This is a genomic window from Flavobacterium artemisiae (genome assembly GCF_042678225.1).
Lineage (GTDB): Bacteria > Bacteroidota > Bacteroidia > Flavobacteriales > Flavobacteriaceae > Flavobacterium > Flavobacterium artemisiae.
In genome coordinates this window covers 74701-94504 of record NZ_JBHUDZ010000005.1, presented here as the reverse complement: position 1 = coordinate 94504, position 19804 = coordinate 74701, and the positions used below count along the sequence as shown (strand labels likewise).

Annotated in this window: 8 protein-coding genes; 5 read left to right on the top strand and 3 right to left on the bottom strand. The window is 35.8% G+C overall.

Going from position 1 to position 19804, the window contains the following annotated elements; all coding sequences use genetic code 11:
- The 3 genes from ACFSC2_RS05225 to ACFSC2_RS05215 all read right to left on the bottom strand — a co-directional run.
- On the bottom strand, window positions 1-3411 hold a 3411-nt coding region (locus ACFSC2_RS05225; RefSeq protein WP_379818574.1), incomplete at its 3' end, for an Ig-like domain-containing protein.
- A gap of 10 nt (window positions 3412-3421) precedes the next feature.
- Entirely contained in the window at window positions 3422-4135 is a 714-nt protein-coding gene (locus tag ACFSC2_RS05220; protein WP_379816617.1) for a hypothetical protein, read from the bottom strand.
- Between the two features lie 381 nt (window positions 4136-4516).
- A complete protein-coding gene (locus ACFSC2_RS05215) occupies window positions 4517-5581 on the bottom strand; it encodes a helix-turn-helix transcriptional regulator (RefSeq protein ID WP_379816618.1) in 1065 nt (354 codons plus the stop codon).
- A gap of 379 nt (window positions 5582-5960) precedes the next feature.
- Between ACFSC2_RS05215 and ACFSC2_RS05210 the strand changes: the two genes are divergently transcribed.
- Genes ACFSC2_RS05210 through ACFSC2_RS05190 form a run of 5 tightly spaced genes read left to right on the top strand, consistent with a single transcriptional unit; the run spans window position 5961 to window position 19650 of the window.
- Window positions 5961-6662 carry an outer membrane beta-barrel protein gene (locus ACFSC2_RS05210; RefSeq protein WP_379816619.1) on the top strand — a complete coding sequence of 234 codons (702 nt, stop codon included), beginning with the start codon at window positions 5961-5963 and terminating at the stop codon, window positions 6660-6662.
- Window positions 6663-6673: 11 nt separating this feature from the next.
- Complete coding sequence (locus tag ACFSC2_RS05205; protein ID WP_379816620.1) at window positions 6674-7405, top strand: porin family protein; 732 nt, start codon at window positions 6674-6676, stop codon at window positions 7403-7405.
- A 28-nt stretch (window positions 7406-7433) separates the two neighbouring features.
- Entirely contained in the window at window positions 7434-9401 is a 1968-nt protein-coding gene (locus tag ACFSC2_RS05200) for a T9SS type A sorting domain-containing protein (RefSeq protein ID WP_379816621.1), read from the top strand.
- 56 nt (window positions 9402-9457) lie between these two features.
- A complete protein-coding gene (locus ACFSC2_RS05195) occupies window positions 9458-19255 on the top strand; it encodes a SpvB/TcaC N-terminal domain-containing protein (RefSeq protein WP_379816623.1) in 9798 nt (3265 codons plus the stop codon).
- Window positions 19252-19650, top strand: coding sequence for a hypothetical protein (locus ACFSC2_RS05190; protein WP_379816624.1), 399 nt, complete (start codon window positions 19252-19254; stop codon window positions 19648-19650). The genes ACFSC2_RS05195 and ACFSC2_RS05190 overlap by 4 nt, the downstream gene beginning before the upstream one ends.
- The last annotated feature ends 154 nt before the right edge of the window (window positions 19651-19804 follow it).

Genomic DNA, 19804 nt, shown 5'->3' with positions numbered 1-19804 from the left:
ATTTGAATTTAATGTCAGGGTTCCATGTGATGGACTCGAAACTAAAATTGCTGTAAGCGGATTATTCTCTTCATCTGTATCGTTTGACAATATACTGTTTGCTGCAGTAACTGTAAGGGTTCCACCCTCAGCAACTGTATACGAATCATTACTCGCAACAGGAGCATCGTTTACAGGTGTAACCGTAATTGTTACTGTTGCGATGTTGCTGCTGGCTGTTCCGTCATTGGCTCTGTAAGTAAAACTGTCTGTTGTAGTTTCACTTCCATCATGGGTATATGTGAAAGTTCCATTTGAATTTAATGTCAGGGTTCCATGTGATGGACTAGTCACTAAAATTGCTGTAAGTGGATTATTCTCTGCATCTGTATCGTTTGACAATATACTATTTGCTGCCGTAACCGTAAGAGTTCCACCCTCAGCAACTGTATAAGAATCATTTGAAGCAATCGGTGCATCATTTACAGGGGTAACAGTAATTGTTACTGTTGCGATGTTGCTGCTGGCTGTTCCGTCATTGGCTCTGTAAGTGAAACTGTCTGTTGTTGTCTCGCTTCCGTTATGGATGTAAGTAAAAGATCCATTAGCATTTAAAGTCAAGGTTCCGTTTGCAGGACCTGAAACTAAAACCGCTGTTAAAGTGTTTCCGTCTACATCTGTATCATTGGAAAGAACACCAGTTGCTGTTGTAACTGTAAGCGTTCCTCCTTCTAAAACGGTGTAAGCATCGTTGTTAGCAACCGGCACATCGTTTACGGCATTAACCGTAATTAAAATATTTGCAGTCGACGTTAATCTTCCGTCTGTAATAACATAAGGAATGCTTATCGGTGTAGTTGAATTAAAGTTTGCTGTTGGGGTAAAAGTAATTGCTCCAGATCCAGAGATATTTACTGTTCCATTTGAAACTGTTATACTTTGAGCCGAACCTGTTACGGTAGTTCCGTTTATAGAAACTAAACTGATTGTATTACCGTCAACATCGCTGTCATTAGTTAATGGTGAAAGAGTTACAGTATTGTCTTCATCTACTGTATAAGGATCATTTACCGCTGTTGGTGCATGATTTACAGTTGGTGTAACTGAACCTGAGTTATTTCCTGGAGTAGGATCACTTTGCGAACCTGCAATAGAAGCTGTATTAGCATACGAACCTGCAGCATTTACCGTTGCCACCATGGTAAGAGTTGTACTTGCTCCATTAGCAAGGTTTCCAATAGTCCAATCTGGAGCAGACCATGTACCTGTTGAAGGTGTTGCACTCACAAAAGTATACCCAGAAGGAAGATTATCAGTAACCGTTACTCCTGTTGCACCACTAGGTCCTGCATTAGAGGCTGTAATCGTAAAAGTTACATTACTTCCAACATTTGGAGTCGTATTATCAACGGATTTTGTTACCGAAAGATTCGTTTGAACTAATGGTGTAGCTGTTGCCGAATTATTTCCAGTAGTACCGTCTGGATTATTTCCAGAAACAGTCGCTGTATTTGCATATGTTCCTGTTGCTCTCACTGTACCAGTAATCTGCAGGGTCGCACTGGCTCCGCTGGCAAGACTTCCCACAGTCCAAGTTGGAGCAGTCCAAGTTCCTACAGAAGGAGTTGCACTTACAAAAGTATATCCTGTCGGAAGTGCATCATTTACAGTCACTCCTGTTGCTTTATATGCTCCATTATTTTTGGCTGTAATGGTAAAAACAACATTATTTCCAACACTTGGAGTGATATTATTCGCCACTTTTGCAATCTCAAGATCTGCAGGACAAATCGCTCCTTCAAAAGTTCTGTTCGTCACTGTAGTACCTCCACAAGAAGTGGCTATGGTATATCGAACTTCAACAGTACCGGTTCCTGTAAAAGTCAATATATTGCCTGATAAGGTACCTGGTCCACTCACTACAGTCAATGTTCCTCCTTCTGGACTAGGATCTAATAAAACAGGATCGTCAATACAATATTTAGAATCGGGTCCTCCTCCTAATGAAATAGGCTGAATAACTGGAATTGATTCTGCTCCACAAATTTGAACATTCGCGGTTGTAAAATTATAAGAATTCTCAGTTCCAGTAGTAGCAGCCGGTCCACTCCCCATGCTACCATTAATTCTATGACCAACATAACCAAATCTTGATTCACAGGCTTTAACAATCATTGAAGTATGTCCGCCTGTCTCAACAGCTAAAATTTTATCAGAAGCTGATACACCATCTGGCATTAGTGGATCTACAGAGCCGGTATTACTGCCACGGCCAAGTAATCTATTATCATTCTGTCCAAATGCATACAAATTATAATCACTGGTAATTACATTTACAGCGCTATATTCTGTATCATGTTCTTGTACACTAAACCATCTGATATTATTCATAACTTGTCCAGTACGGGAAGTATACCTTGGCTGTACCCATGATTGTCTTTCAGTAGTGTACCAATCTCCTAATTGTTTACTCGCATTCGCTCCAAGAGAATACAGGTTGCTATTAGTAGCCAATATATAATAACTTCTTTGATTGTCTCTATTACATGTAGATCCAATCATTTTTGGAGTTATAGATCCCGGCAGTGTCATTCGCGCAGCTGTAGTCTGACTAGATACGCTAGGATTACTATCACCTAGATACACATTATCACCCCAGACATATACTGTACCATCCGATTTCAAAGCCATAAGACCATTCAGACTTCCTCTACAAACAACAACGTTCGTCAAAAATGGATTACCAGTCTCTGAAGTTGTTACTCGATACCAATTTAAAGAATCACCTGTACCTCCATTCCCTCTAACACTTGGAGTTTGAGAAATAACCCATACATCTCCGCTGCATGTCGTAATAGCTAAGGTTCTATAGGTTGCAAACATCATTTTTACATCACTGGTAGTTACACCAGTTGGTAATCCGTTAGTATTGGAAGCAATTGTGATTTTCTGAAATACTGCACTGGGAGTAAGGCTGGCATCTAAAACCGATCCTCTTGTACCCCATGCATACAATCCGTCTGTAGCCAAAACTATTCCTTGAGTACCATTTGTAGTATTACTCCCAAGTGCTGCTTTTAATACTGTGACTCCAGAATTTAAACCCGCAAAATTAGCTTTGTTTATTGTTAAAGGTGATACTACATTTGATGTTCCATTATTTCCCACTTTCTCTCCCCAAACTTGAAGAGAACCATCTGAGGTTCTTACAATAGTACTATGAAAACTTGATATAAAGTTATCATATTCGATCGATGAAGCATCATTATTAGAATCAGCACCAAAATTCGATAAATTGGTACCTGAACATCCTTGAACAGGAATAGCACATTGTGCATTTGATACCTGACTGAATACAAAAAAGACAAAAAACAAAATAATTGTCTTTTGTAAATTCAATACTCTATTTAAAGTAAAGTAGTTTTTTATCATACTCGTAGAATTATTTTATTATCTGATGAAGATTGTAGGTCTGAACCTGATTATTAAAATCATCAAAATCAAACATCAAATACGTTTCCTGATTAACAATTCCTGAAACTTTATATTTCAATAATTGTGTTTTATTACCGATAACAATCTCTTTTTCTAGTGGTTCAACAGTAAATGAAACCCCTAATCCCGCAACTGACATGGTCGGTGCAGGTAATTTTATATTGGAATTATCTTTTGTAGTAATTTTTGCCGGAACTGTAATTATTAAATCTGAATAATTTCTTCCTCTTGCAATTTTCTCAGAAAAAGTGATTTTAGAAAAATCAAAAGTCAATCTCACAGATTCTACTTTTATTTTAAATCTTTCTTCAAACGCCGGATGATGGCATTCTTCATCATGTTTTTTATTTTCGTGAAAATTAATTTCATATTCTCCCGGTTCTTCGAATGAATAGTTATTAATTTCATTACCGCGAATTGTAGCGTGAATATTTTTTGCAGAATTAGCAATGGTCCATGTTACAGATTCATCGATAGTTCCGAAATCAATTTTTTCGCCAAATGAAATTACTTTGTAAAACTGATTGGACTCAAAACTAGCTGCGTTTTGGGCAGTAGATTTTGCTCCCATTAACAACAACAGTAAAAAACTAACCGAAAGTCCTTTCAACATTCGTTTTTTGCTGTTCGTTAAAATTTTCAAATAAGTAAAGTTCCCCATATATTAAAACAATTTAAAATTCAAATAAGCATAACAAGTCCTGTACGCTCAGATCCTATTTTTGAACCTGGCATAAACATGTAAGTAAAAAATTATTGTAGCTGAAAAATCAGCAAGAGATTAAGAATTAACAAACAGAATTACTGATTCTGAAAATGTTAAAGTTTTCTTTTCGTCGCCAAATGTATATTAAAAATACAGCTGTCAATAGTCAATTCGGACATATTTCAAAAAGAAAATTCGTGAAAGAAAAATTGTATTTAAACTAAGAATTAAGCACTTATAAAAAACTGAAAATAAAACAATTACCTGAAATCAGGTATAAAATTAAAAAAGAACAAAAAAGTCTAAATTGTTTTATTTTATGCAAAAACGTTATTTTTACACTTCAAAAAGACGCACTTCTGAAGGTAATTGTCCAAATCTTTTTTTGAAACTCGAAGCAAACCTTCCGGCCGAATCGTGCCCAGTTATTACAGCAATTTCCTGAATATTAAAATCCGATTTCAAAATAAGCTGCATAGCCAGAACCAGATTCTTTTCTTTATGATATTGAAGCATCGAAAAACCAAAAACAGCTTTAAAATTGGACTTTAATTTTGTAGGAGACGTGTTAACTTCTTTGGCTATATGCTCGATCCCGATAAATGGAAGATGCATGTGCTGCAGAATGATTTTTTCTGCTTTTGAAACATTAAGATAGTCAACATTTGTAAGCGAAATATTATCTGTAAAGCGACTGTCTACAAAAGCGTTATCAAAAAACTCGGTAATAAGTTTCATTGATTTTTTCTTCAATTTTTGATTATCGTCTTCCGAGTTGGTTTCGTTTTCCAAAAGTCTAGAAATATCTTCTCCTATTTCATGTGCTTTTGGCGAAATATCCAGCCAAGTGTAAGAACCGCGCTCTCCGTTTAAAAAATTTAAAATCGTTTTGCGTTCTTTAAACTTTTTAGAAGAAAAATTCTCTTTTGCCCATTCTTTTGTGATTGCAATGCTGAAAAATTTTCCATCAGCCTCTTTATAAAAATAACTGGAAATTTCTGTATTCGGCTTGCTTATTGTCCAGCAGGTACTTAACAAAGTTAATGCATTGCCGTCTTTTAAAGGAAATTTATATTCAAAAACAGAAAATGTCAAAAGATAATAATCACTCGTTTTATTATTATCATAACCTGACAATGCCATTATATTCTCTTTCAGGTTCATATAGAAAGTAATAAGCCAGAAACCTTCTTCGAATTCTTTATAATACATTTTTGCATCACAAAGCGGTGTATTAAATGTAATGAGACTTTTTGCAGGGAAATGTTTTGCTATTGGGAGTTTCAATAAACTTTCCAACATTATTTTTGGAGAGTTGAATAAATAAGGGAATTGAAAGAAACCATCTTTTAACAAAAATAGGTATTTCTGGATGTGTTTCGGCCAATTATCTAAGGTCATCAAAATTTAAGCAGTTTGGAGGATAAAATAAATTAAGCTTTTGGCTTATAATACAGTGCAAAAATAAAAAGATAGTATAAAAAAACAGCACGTAAATATACGGATTTGGCATTTTTTATTATTATTTAATACTATATCGATTTCAAAACACTTTACAATTACCAAACCTTCTTTAGCATAAATTTTTAATAAAAGAACCACTATGTCTATAATGTATCTCAACAAAAACTTAGATATCGAAGTTATTCTACAAATTACGGATTAAAGAGCATTTCCGACATACCTGAAATCAGGTAAATTGCCTGTCTTTTCAATCCTTTCATCAGTTATTTAGGGACTTAACCTAAAATTAACACCTATATTCGCAAAAAATTTCTGCATGAAAATAACATTACCCTTATTACTTTTTTTTTCTTTTTTTAATTTTTCTGTACACGCCCAATACGAATCGAATATCACTTACGGACTAAAATTCGGAGCGCTGCATTCTTCGATTAGTAATCTTCCTGAAAGTATCAAAGGGCGCGATAATACTTTTGACAACAGCGTAATGGAGAATAAAGGCACCTACGGAATTGAAGGCGGCTTTTTTCTAAATTTTAAACTACATGACACCCGCGTTGCGATCCAGCCCGAGATTTTATTTAGACAGTCTGGTGAGAAAATCACCTACAGAGATGCTCTAGGCAAAAAATTCGATTTAGGCCTGCATTATTCCTCGCTTCAGATCGGTGCGCTTTACAAATTATATCCTTATGAAGGATTGAACTTTGGTGCTGGCGTATTCTACGGAATTAACCTTTCTCCAAACAATGTGACTTACACCTCTAATGAGGCCAACGGCATGTACGATGTAGCGACCAGACAGTTTTATATAGATGGTCTTGAAGGTACCGACGATTTTGCATTGTGTTTTGCATTAGGATATGAACTCCATTCGAGCATCCATTTTGACATGCGCTATTACTTAGGTGTAAAAGACATGGTCAAAAGCAATGCCTCATCATTTCAGTTTATCGAAAACCAGAACAAAAGCAGTGTGTTTTGTTTTTCGCTGGGCTACAGTTTTCACCAATGGTAATTTTATAAAAAATGAAAAAATTTATTCTGCTTATTCTAATTATAAGCACACAATCTGTTTTCTCACAGGGAGACAGAGAAATCACTTACGGCCTTTTTGGCGGGGGTATCTACTCTAAAATGTCTAATATTCCAGATGCTTTGATAGTTGATGGTATTTACGAAGGATTTACCTTAAAGGAAGAAGGAAAGTTTGGAGGAACGGGCGGCTTTTTTATCAACTGGAAATATCCTTATTCCAATGTCAGCATCCAAACCGAGCTGTCCTATTCTGGACAGGGAACTGATGTTAATTATGAAGATAAGAAAGGGCTTAAATATAAAATGAGCTTCAATTACAGCTATATTAATATCGGACTGCAGTTTAAATATTATCCTGTTGAAGGCTTTTATCTGGGCGTCGGACCTTATTTGAGTTTTAATATTGCAGGAGACAACATCAAATATACTTCAAATGCCCAAGAGGTGTTTGCAGATTCGGGAGTTTATTTTGAACCCGATGCCAATGTACAAAAGGTATTAAAAGAATCTTTTACGGGCAAAAATTATTTCAGCGGCGTGCTTTCTGCAGGTTATGAATTCAGTTCGAACCTCTCGATCGGCGCCAGATATTCTCTTGGTATTACCGATGCAATGAAGACCGAAGAAAACGGACACCGCTACAGCGAAAATAAAAATAAAATCAACAGCATTTCGTTGATTATCGGCTATTCTTTCGACTTTGATGATCTGGGGAATTTTTAGAAATCATCATCAAAAATCAGTTTAAATTATGAATAAAAAGATTTTTTTACTGGTAAATGCAGTTATTCTCTGCACTTTAAATCTGGCTTTTTCGCAGGAAAAAATACTTCCAGGAGGAGTTTCTGAACCTTATTTTTGGCTAAAATCCAGAAATACAGGTGACAATTATTATTGGGAAACACTCATTAATAATAAAGAAGCAAAGGTGTCGGCTAAAAGACATGCTGGTGCCGTTTTTAACTTTAATCCAAGTATTGTTTTTGACACTGGTCAGGATTCTCTTATTGTACCATTAGGAGTTGAGAGTAAAAGACGCCAAACTTTATTTATGGTTTACAAAGTAAAAGACAGCCTGAAAGAACAATTTTTATGGACAATTAATGATCCTCAAAAATTAATTTCGGCGGCGACTAATAAGCGTTTGGTCGATCTAAAAAAATATTCTTACCAGTCTTATCAGGAAAAGATTAAACCACATAAAGCAAACATTCATTTCTTTCAGCAGAATATAACTGATAGTGTTGCAAAGTTATCTTCTCTAACGATCGGACAAAAATCTAAAATACAAAAATTACCCCCGGAAGAGTTTAGGGGAAATATCAGTGAAATATTGATTTTCAACCGTGTTCTTTCTGGTTTTGAATCGCAAAAAGCGGCTAGTTATTTAGCCGTTAAATACGGAATCTCGCTTTCTCAGTTTGACAATAAAAACTATTTAAACAGTTTAGGCGAAACTATTTGGGATGATGAAAAACACAAAGGATTTTCGTCATCAATTACTGCTGTCGGGCGCGATGATGCCAGTGGGTTATTACAATTAAAAAGTAATAATATGATCGATGAAGGACTTTTGTCATTTGAACTTAAAAGTAAATCGAATACCATCCCGAATAATTATTTTGTTTTTTGGAGTGATAATGGTAAAAATCTTTTAATAAAAAAACAAGAACAAGGCGAACCTCTTGGAATTGACAGACAATGGCAATTGGATTTTTCGGGTTCTAAAGATCTAAGTCTAGATTGGACATTTGATCCTAAATTCATAAAAGGAACACTTCCTGCCGACAGTTATTATTGGCTGCTTATTGATCATTCCGGAAAAGGAACTTTTAATGAAAACAATTCGGAATACATCAAGTTAAGCAGTACTTCAAGCAAGGAAAAGCTTGTTTTAAAAGATTTTAACTGGGATTATCAAAAGCAAGGCACTGTCAAATTCACCATTAAAACAGCGCCGCAAATGTTCAGCCGTGTTTCGATTACGCAGGCAGATTGCAGCACAGGAGCTTCTGGAGAATTAAATTATACGATTGAAGGCGGTGAAAGTCCTTTTACGGTAACAGTAAAAAAAGAAGGAACCGAAACGATTGTAAAACAATGGAACCAAACAGCAAAAAGTAGCTCGGGTTTAAAACTTTCGTCTGGAAATTATGATTATATCGTACGAGACAACAAAGGAAATTTATATTCTGAAACTGTTTTTGTAGCCGATAAACACGGAACTTTTCCTAAGCTGAAATCGGAATACCAGTTAACAAACGGAAATGCCTTAATTCTAGATGCCAGTGAAAATCTTCCGAACGATCATTATGAATATCAATGGTATTACGAAGGAAATTTTATTGACAATAATCCTAAAATTCTGATCGATCAAACTGGTACTTATGAATTGAGATTATTAAGTGATGAAGGCTGTAAAACATCAAGCAAAATCGCAGTTACATCTGACGGAAAAGAAAATCTTGATTCTAGTGTTCTTATTTTATATCCGAATCCAACCACAGACGGGCATTATACCATTGCGATGCAGTTTGCAAAAAAAACAAATGCTACGGTAACTGTTTATTCGCCAAACGGTGCTTTGATCAAACAAAAACAGCTTACACAGGTTGAAAATTATCTTTATGATGATGTCATAAAAGCTTCATCTGGAATGTATCTGGTTACAGTAAAATCCGATTTCGGAACTAAAACTTTTAAAGTTATTGTGAAATAAAACTTCACTTAACTACAATAATATTAACGATTGCCCCAATCGATTAACAGCATAGTATGAAAAACAAAATTATAATTCTTGTACTTTTAATAAGTTCATTTCTGTTTGCCATCAATTTTAAAAACCCTGGTTTAGCAGCCAAACTTTCGAATGCTTTTTTAGAAGACCGTGAAGAAATCACCCTTTCTGAACCGGCAAAAACAGCTTCGAAAACAGTAAAAACAACAAAAGTTTTTAATGCCGATATCAAAGAAGGTTTTATTGGTATTAAAGACGAAAATGATATAGACGAAGCTTATGACAATGTTTTTCATCTAGCGGTTAATGAACTTCCTTCGGCATACGAAAATGCTTATTTGGAATATGAATTGTATGGTTATGATCAAGCGGCTTCTATTTCGCGAAGTTTAAACAATCAAGCCAGTATTGGAGGGCAGTTTTTATCACCTAATAAAAATTGGACTTCGCAGTCAGAACTACTTTCAGAACAATCTTTAAGACAAGGAGATAACGTATTATTGTTTACAGCACCAGAAGGAGCTGCAAACGCGTATAAAATCAAAAATGTACGAATTGTATATAAACCTGCAGCGCTTTCGCATAATTATACTTTATTACAGTCAGACAATAAATTCTATATAAAAGGAACCAATTTTTCGTCACAGTTAAAATCTTTAACTATTAATGGAATTTCTGTAAATGTTAACCAACCTGAATTTGAGTTGGTTTTTGATAAAAAAGATTTAGGCACAAATCAATTTCTTACTATTTATAAAGAAAATGCAGTTGGTGTAGTTACTCAGGAAATCATCAAAAGTGCTGCTTTCTTAAAAACAGATAGTTTTAGACCGATTGAAAATGCAAGAGAAAAGTTTTCTAAAACCATTCATTTTCAAACTTCAAATACACTTGCTTACAAAGATTTTTCGGCAGTTTTTCCTGTTGGAGCACTAAAATCGGATGTAAATGTTTCGGTAAGCGGACTTCGAAAAATTGACATTGCACCTTTAAATGCGGCAATGGTAAATGTAACGGCTCTGAATGCGGGTTTCAGATTACTGCCTCACGGAACTATTTTTGAAAAAGCCGTGACTTTATCGCTTCCTTTTGATAAAAAAGCAATTCCAGAAGGTTACACAGAAAAAGACATTAATGTATTTTATTTTGATGAAAATAAACGTCTTTGGCAGGAAGTTACCAAAGATTCTTTGGACCTTAAAGCGGGGATCATTCAAGCTAAAACAACTCACTTTACCGATTTTATTGCAGGAATTATCAAAATGCCAGAATCTCCAGAAACTTCTGGTTATACACCGACAAGTATTAAAGATTTAAAAGCAGCGAGTCCTTTAGTTGGAATTCAGTCTATTGCACCGCCTTCTCCAAACGGAAGAGGAACAATGAGTACAGGATTTTCTATCGTGATTCCGAACGGGCGTGGCGGTATGCAGCCTTCTTTAAATTTACAATATGATTCTGACGGAGGTCACAGCTGGGCAGGAACGGGCTGGGATATTGCAGCGCCGTCTGTAAATATCGAAACCCGCTGGGGTGCACCAAGATATGATGCTACAAATGAAACCGAAAGTTATGCTATTGCCGGCGAAGCTTTAATTCCGAATTCACATAGAGCAGAATGGATTGGCAGAACGACAGATAAACAGTTTTATCCGAGACGCGAAGGCGCTTTTCAGCAGATCATCCGTAAAGGATCTTCTCCAAAAAATTACTATTGGGTCGTAAAGGATAAAAGCGGTGTGGCAAGTTATTATGGTGGAAATAAATCTGGATTAGCTGCAAATGCTACTTTAGAAGACGGTTCTGGAAACATTGGACATTGGGCACTTTGTCTTCAGGTCGATTTAAAAGGAAATACTGTTGAGTACGAATACGATAAAAAAGATGGAGAACTTTATCTTAAAAATGTTTATTATACTGGTTTTGGTTCTGAAAAAGGAAACTACAGTGTAACTTTCGTCAAAAATTCTGATTTAGGAGAAGCAAATCGTCCAGATGTACAAGTTTCTGTTCGTTTGGGTTTTAAACAAGTAAATAACCAGTTACTGCGAAAAATCGAAGTTCGTTATAAAGACGAAATGATTCGCAGTTATGAACTGGAATACAAAGAAGGTGCTTTTAAGAAAACACTTTTAAAATCGATTTCAGAGTATGATTCAGAATCCAAATTATTCTATACAAATACTTTAGATTACTTTGATGATGTTCGTGATTCATCAGGAAAATACAATCCGTTTGGGCCAGAAATAAAGTGGGATGTTCCAGACGATCAATTAAAAAATAATATTCTACCTAATGTTGACCTCCATGGAAGACATACACTCGGTAATAGTTCGAATGGTAAATCTGGCGGCATAAACTATCGTATTGGAGTTGGATTGTCAGCAGATTCAGGAAATTTCAAACAAAATACTGTAGGTGCGCATGGTGGAAACAGCTGGGGATCTTCTGAAACTATTGTAACTCTGGAAGATTTAGATGGTGACGGACTTCCGGATAAAGTTTTTAGAAAAGGAAACAATGTTTATTACAGAAAAAATCTTTCTAATCAAGGCAATAATTCGTTTGGAGAAATTCAGGAAATTTCATTAAACAATATAGGAAATTCATCCAGTAAAACTTTTAACTGGGGAGTAGATTTGGTTATTGGATATTCAAAAGTAAGCGCTTCTGTCGGTTTTGATAAACAATATTCTAAGAGCAACACCAAAAGTTATTTTATGGACTTTAATGGTGACGGATTAGTCGATTTTGCTAATAACGGACAAGTATATTACAACCGATTAGTTAATGGAGTTCCAACCTTTAAAACGGGAAGTACAGGAACACCTTCGCCGGTTTCAGGAGACGGTGAACTTACCTTAAGTTATCCGACACCAGCAATGACTTTTGAAGATATGCAGGTTAAAAATCCGCTTCATGATGTCGTGCGTATGTGGGAAGCTCCAGTTACAGGACAGATTCAGGTATCGCATACTTATGAATTACAGCAAGATTTATCAACAGAAAGAACAGAATATTTAACCAACGATGGAAAAGATAAGGCCGATGGAGTACAGTTATTTTTTCAGAAAGGAAATAGTCTTGTTTGGAAACAGACAATTGCAGCAGATGATTACGCAAGCAAATCTAAACTAGATGCAATAAGTGTAACTAAAGGCGAAAAGCTGTATTTTAGGGTAAGTTCTATAATGGATGGAAGTTACGACCAAGTTCTCTGGAGTCCTAAAATTTCTTATACAACAATCAATGACAATACAGGAAATTTGGTAGCTATTCCAAATAATGCTGTAGATGCCAACTTGTATTCGCTCAAAAATTATGATGCCGAAAAAGATTTTATAAGCAGTACAAATTCAGGTTTATTGATCTCTAATGGCAATTTTTCTTTTTCAGGAAAATTTGTAAAACCTATTACTTCAGATCACATCATTCTTAAGATTTTTAGAAAAGATCTTGATGCTGGAACTGCTGAAATTGTTCTTTATCAGAAACAATTTAATGCAAATGAAACAGCTGCTTTTGATTTAAGCAGTATCGGCACGCTGAATAACAGCACTACTGCGCAGATTCGTTTGGTTTTAGAGACTTCGACAAATGTTAATTGGAACACGATTACATTTGATCCTTCTGTAAATATGCCTGCAGTACCTCCTGCCCTTTCAGAAAATAAAAAAATAGATGTCTTTTTACAGCGTTATAAAAAGAGAAAAGGCGATTATCTTATCGAAAAAAAGACCTCAAATATAGACGGAGTTTTGGATCTTAATTTAGCCCTTACCGATCTTAATCTGCTTCCTTTGGCATTTAATCCTTTAAAAGCAAAATTAAACGGATCTGTTATTATTACTGCTAAACAAAACAATCAATTAGTAGCTAGAAAACGTTACAAAATGGTTAATGCAGTTTTGGCAGAAGATTTGACTTTTATAGAATCACCTTCTTTGTTTACAAATGTTATACAAGGACAGCCTATTGATCTCGAAATCAGTGTTCCGACTTTAGAAAGTAATCAAGTAACAGAACAGTGCGTAGCTCTTTTTCAGATGCCGATTTACTTAACTGTAAAAAATGATGACGGAACTTTATGGACCGCAGATACTAATAAATATGCTGTTTATTCTAATTTCTTTACTGAAGAATTACAACTGGGATTAGGACATAGAGAATGGGGTGGTTTTGTAATAAATAATACAGGAACTTTTGCTTCTGACTTAGTAGTTGAATCTGAATTAAAAACTTCAGATACCTACAATGCAAATCCAAATCTGGATCCTGACAATCAATCAGAAACAGAACAGCAGGGTTATGATATTGCAAAAGTTTACTTTGTAAGCATGCAAAGCATCTATACTAAAAACAATATGACGGGTCTGGAAGAAACCACTTTTATCGACAACCGATTTATGGGAACATCACGTCTTGGTGAAGATGATATTGCTTCTTATTTTGATGCCAGTCTTCCAAGTTTAGATGGCGGCGGCACAATGGCGCTTACGATTTTGAGCGAGAATGAAAGTACAAGTTATTCTGCCGGATTAAAAGTAGGGCCACTCGGTCCAGGAGGAAGTAAAGGAACTGGATCTAGTTATGTAACCCAGACTATGGCCGATTTTAATGGTGACCGTTTTCCTGATTATATACGCGGAAAACAAGTCCAATTTACTTCTCCAACAGGAGGTATCAGTACGAATACAGCCGAAATTTATAATTACAGCCACGGAGAAAGTAAATCGGACGGAGTAAGTTCTGATGGAAGTTATTCTCATGCCTTTACCAAAACGGTTCAGAAACTCGTATCCGTTTCAGACAGTAACTGTAATATGGTAAATGAGATTCGATCTGAGCAGGAAGCAACAGGAATTTCTGCTACTATGTCTTTATCTGGTAATATAGGAAAAAATGAAGACGAATCGCAGTATATGCACATGGATATCAATGGCGACGGACTTACAGACAGAGTCAAAAAAACAGGGGAAGTTGCTTTAAACTCTGGTTATGGTTTTTTACCTGAAGAAAAATGGAACTTTCAAGGACTTGCTACTGGAGCTTCAGAAAATTGGGCAATCAGTCCTTCAAGCGGTATGTCTTACAAAGCGGGTTCTTTTACCGGCGGTTTTAATTATGGCAAAGGTACAGACAATTCAAACACTTTAATGTTTGATATCAATTCTGATGGACTGGCGGACAAGATAGAATATACAGGTGGTAAAATGATGGTTTCTTTAAATATGGGAGATAGTTTTTTGACGCCTATCGCTTATCCGAAGTTCTCCAGAATGAACGAAAATAACAGTACCAATTATGGTCTGAACGTAGGTTTTAGTTATGATATTCCTATCTTCCTAGTGAGACTTACCCCAAGTCTTGGAGGTTCAACTGGTTTTAGTACCAATCGTACCGAAGCAACTTTTAATGATATGGATGGCGATGGAAATTTGGATTATGTACTTTCTGAAGATGAAGATCATTTAGTTGTACGTCTTTCTAACATCAAAAGAACCAATAAATTAAAAAGCGTTACCAACGGCGCTGGAAACAGCTATGTGGTAGATTACGAACTAACGAAACCAAGTTACGAGAATCCTTCTGCTAAATGGGTTTTACAATCTGTAGATATTTTTGACGGACATACAGGTGATGGAATTGATCATTCGATTGCTAAATTCCGTTACGAAGACGGCTATCAAGATCGTCGTGAAAGAGAATTCTACGGTTTCGGAAAAGTAATTCAGGAACAGATTGATGCTGCTGATGATTCAGTTTTCATGACTACGGTTCAGGAATTTTACAATCAGGATTATTTCCGTAAAAATTTATTGAAACACAGCTATACTTCAGACAAAAATGGAAAAATGCGTCAGGAATCTGAAAACGAATATAGTTTCACAGATGTAGCAACGCAGGCAAGTGTTGCTGTTTCCGATTTAAATTTACCTTCTTGCGATGATAAACGTATTTTCGTGGGAATGATTCACGCGAATCAGAAAATATACGAAGGAGGAACTGAATATCTTGAAACGAACACGTTTAATACTTATGATGCTAATGGAAATATCACGCAATACGAAGATTTAGGAAACGGAACGGCAGATGATAAAGTAACAGCAAAAATTACGTATCACGAAAGTGCTACGCCTTATTTTGGAGGTATTCCAAAACAATTAGAAGTGTATACAACTGATGGATTACGTCGTAAAAGAGCAACAACCATTGACACAAAAACCGCCGAAGTGACGCAGATTAAAAATTATGCTGCTTCGGATAAAATTGCGATTACTGATATTGAATACGATACATACGGGAACCTCCAAAAAATAACCGGGCCGAAAAATCATAAAGACCAGCGAATGACTTTGGAATATACTTTTGAGACAGAAAACCATCAGTATATGACCGAAATCAAAGATGCCTTTGGTTATCAAAATAAAATGGAATACGATTATCGTTATGGAGTTCCATTAAAAACAACTGACCGTAACGATCAAAGCACGATTTATACTTTGGACGCTAAAGGTCGTCCAGCAGCTATTAAAGCGCCTTACGAAATTGCTTCGGGTAAATCGTATACTATTGCCTACGAATATTTTCCAGATGCGAAAGTTCCGTATGCAAAAACCAAAAATTACGATCCCGAATTGGATAAAGACATCGAAACTTTAACTTATACCGACGGACTAGGAAGAGCTTTGCAGGTGAAAAAAACGGCCAGCTTATTTACGCAGGCAGGAAGTGCCGATCAAGAAGCGCATATCATTTCTGGAAAGATAATTTATGACGGATTAGGAAGACCAACTACCAGCTACTACCCTACTACTACTAAGACTATTGATAATAATTTTAGCACAGCAGTATCTACCGTTACTCCAACTGAAACCGAATACGATGAAGTTAGTCGTGCTGTTAAAGCAACATTACCAGACGGAAGCACAAACACAACGGTTTTTGCATTAGAAGATTATGATGGCATTCCTTCTTTGAAAACCACTCAAACCGATGCTTTAAACAAAACGAGTCAAACATTTACTGATGCAACTGGCCAGAATCTAGCCAGCATGCAGAACGATTTGACCACAAAGTTTGAAACCAATGCATTAGGAGAAATGATTAAAGTAACCGATGCTATGGATCATGTTACCAAAAGCAGTTACGACTGGCTGGGAAGACGCATAGAATTTACCCATCCCGATGCAGGAACAAGCACCATGCAATACGATTTGGCAGGAAACCTAACAACAAGAATTACTCAAGATATCAAAAACACAGTGCCAAACGGTGGTGCCATACAATACGAATACAATTACAACCGTTTAGAAAGCATTAAATATCCTAAGAATCCTCAAAACAACGTGCAGTATAATTACGGTAAGGCAGACGGAACAGCATCACGCCGAGGCAGATTATGGTTTGTACAAGACGCGAGCGGCGGACAGGAATTTTTCTACGGAAAATTGGGAGAAGTTGAAAAAGAAATCCGTACACTTCGTATTACGCCGACCGATGTGCAGACTTATATTTCGCAATACGAATACGATACTTGGAACCGTATCCAGAAAATGACGTATCCAGATGGCGAAGTAGTCGAATATACTTATAACCGTGCCGGAAATCTGCAAAGCATGCAGGGTAAAAAAGAAAGTCATACCTACGATTACATCAAGCAATTGAGTTATGATGAATTTGAACAGCGTAAATATTTAAAATACGGAAACGATACTGAAACCAATTATACCTACGATCCTGTAATGCGTAGATTACAGCAAATGCAAGTAAAAAGCGGCGCGAGACAAGTTATGAATAACTCGTACGGTTATGATTTAGTTGGAAATGTATTGAACATTAAAAATACAGCTCCTGTTGTAAACAATACTTTGGGAGGAACCGCTTCACACGAATACGAGTACGATGACTTTTATCGATTGAAATCGGCAAAAGCAACTTATCAAGGAGAGTTTACGAAAGCGACTTATGAGCTTAATATGAGTTACAACAAAATGCATAATATCACTAAAAAGGATTTGGTGCATACGGTAAACAATGAGCAGAAAGGTTATGTTTTAGATTATAATTACGACAACGAACTGCATCCAAATGCCCCAAATAAAATTGCGGAGCAAGGAAAAGCAATTCCTAGAGAATATGTTTACGATGGCAATGGAAACCCGACGAGTTATACAGAAGATAAAAACTTCAGAAAAATGACTTGGGACGAAGAAAACCGTTTAATGGGAATTAATGATAACGGAAGAATTCACCAATATACTTATGATGCAGGAGGCGAAAGAGTAATAAAAAGCTCAGGAGATTCGCAGCATGTGGCTATAAATGGTCAAACTGCAGCTGCAATTGTACATACCGATGATTATACAGGATATGTATCTCCTTATTTTGTAATCAGTAAAGGTAAATTTACCAAACATTATTTTGAAGGAGCAGGACGTATAGTTAGTAAATTAGGAAACGGAGCTTTTGCACAACCCCTTAAAATCACAGCAGGCGGAGTAAATTATACCAAACTGACAGCAGAACAACAAAAAGCAATGGATGCTTATGTAAAAAGTTTAGGTTTACCTCCAGGACCGCCGACACAGCAAGGGATTTATGCAACGCCTGAATTTACAGGAGATCCATACCCGAGTGACGTAATTAAACCTGTAGAAGAAAACCAAGAGCCGCCAGAAGGCTGGCCTAGAAATCCGATTTTCAATGCTCCTGGTGATGTTCCTGGACCGCCCGTACAATTTGGTCCGCCAATTGAGCCGACAACTGTAAAAGGTGGAGAAGGTTTTACAGGAACAGGAATGCCAGAAAACGATATTTTCTATTTTCACCCTGATCATTTGGGAAGTACTTCGTATATTACCAACAAAAACGGTTCTATTTCACAACATGTGGAGTATATTGCTTTTGGAGAGATTTTGTTTGAGGAACATTCGAGTTCATTTTCTTCGCCTTATTTGTTTAATGGGAAAGAATTGGATCGTGAAACGAATTTGAGTTATTATGGGGCTAGGTATTTGGATATGAAGACTTCGTTGTGGTTGAATGTGGATCCTTTAGCGCTTTATAACCCAATATTTGAAGAGGAGTTCTATTTTGATGGACAACATAATGGAGGTGTTTATAATAATGGTAATTTAAATCCTTACATCTATTGTTATCAAAATCCAATACTTTATGTAGACCCAAATGGGAAACAAGCTGTGGCGGGAGCCATTATCGGTGGCGCTTTAGGTGCTTTTACAGAATATTTAGGAATAATTGGAGCAAAAATGATGGATGGTGAGGATTTTTGGACAGCTAATACAAATTTAGATCTTGGAGATGGTATTGATATTGTCGTAGGCGCTGCATTTGGTGCCGCAGAAGGAACTATAGATAATGGTATTGGAGCATTAAAAAGATGGGTAACTAAGCCTCGAAATTTAAAAATTTTAAAATTTGTTCTTAATGTCGGGATAGACATGCTTGAATCAGGTCTTAAAGATGTTTTAAAAGGAACAGAATATGAAAAAGTAGATTTTAGTCATGTTATGGAATTATTTGCAGGCTCTCTCACAGAAGTTAGCGTAGGAACGGTATTAAAATCTACAAAGTATGCTAAAAAAGCTGAAAAAGCTGCTGAAGATATCGTAAAAGCAACTGCCGAAAAATCGGTAAGTAAGAAAACTGCGAAAGCAACTGCCAAACATATAAAAAAGCAAGATGCCATAATTAAATCTAGTAAAGAAGCAATAAAAAAGAATACTAAAAAGGATTTTAAATTAAACTCAATGGGCGGAGGTACTGCAAAAGCACTAGGGAATTACGCTCAGGATAAAGTATCAGAAAAATGAAAATTATAACAATTATATTTAGAATAACAATAATATTGTTCTTTACAACAATCTGTTTCTTTTATTTTAGAGAACAAAATATTATTAAAAATGAAAATAATTTAAAAGATTGTATTATAACAGAAATTGATTGCTGGCATGGTAAAAGTGGAAGCTCAAAAATTGGTATACGATATAAGGATAAAACGGATAAAATTCCTGTCGGTGTAACGCTCTGCGATAAATTAAAAATTGGTGAAAGCATTAAATTGTATTACGATAAAGATTTTGATTATTTTTTTAAAAAAGGATATGTAAATATTGGATGGGTTATTGTTGCCTTTGTTCTTTTAATTATATCATTTGCAGGAAAACAAATAAATGAGTTAAATGCATTTTTAAAAAAGCAACATTAAAAGAGACCAATAAAAAGAATAAAGCGAAAAAAAATAGAAAATATCCCATGTCTTGACCCTCAAAAAAATTTTACATATTTGAAATTATATCAGTCCTGTTATTAATTAAAATAGCAGGACTTTTAATTAATAACCTTCCTGATCATTGGGGAAG